General features: G+C 58.9%; 1 protein-coding gene. It reads left to right on the top strand.

Annotated features, from left to right (window positions below; all coding sequences use genetic code 11):
- Window positions 1–64 precede the first annotated feature (64 nt).
- Window positions 65–431 (top strand): IS66-like element accessory protein TnpA (gene tnpA / locus GRB80_RS15990; RefSeq protein WP_161424415.1); only part of this gene is annotated, 367 nt, incomplete at its 3' end.

The following is a 431-nucleotide window of genomic DNA, read 5'->3' as shown; positions in this document are numbered from 1 at the left end:
CTTCCGCGTAAGCCCTTGGCCAGCGACATTAGGTGCCCACGTAACAATAGATGGGCACCTATCCATGACGTCCCCAAACACCGAGCGTGAGATTCGTCGCCGCCGCCGTTACGCCCCGTCATTCAAGGCCAAGATCGTCGCGGCCTGCCTGCAGGGCGATGCCTCCATTGCCCAGGTTGCCTTGCAGCACGGGCTCAACACGAACCTCGTCCAGACCTGGATCCGCAAGGCCAGGCGGCAGAGCCAACTGCCGACCGTATCGGATTTTGTGTCCCTGCCGGTACCACCATTCACGCCGGATTTTGAAGAATCCAACTTTATTTACCGGAAAGACTTGCGGACCCGCCGGGAAAACCGTAAAGTACGCATCCGCTGCCGGCAACGGGCAAACGTTACCGGCGGTGAATGTGGCAGAAGTGACTGTTCTGCAA

This window comes from Halomonas icarae (genome assembly GCF_009901955.1).
In the GTDB taxonomy this organism is placed as follows: domain Bacteria; phylum Pseudomonadota; class Gammaproteobacteria; order Pseudomonadales; family Halomonadaceae; genus Halomonas; species Halomonas icarae.
Note: the sequence above shows the minus strand (reverse complement) of the source record. Positions and strands in the feature narration are given on the sequence as shown.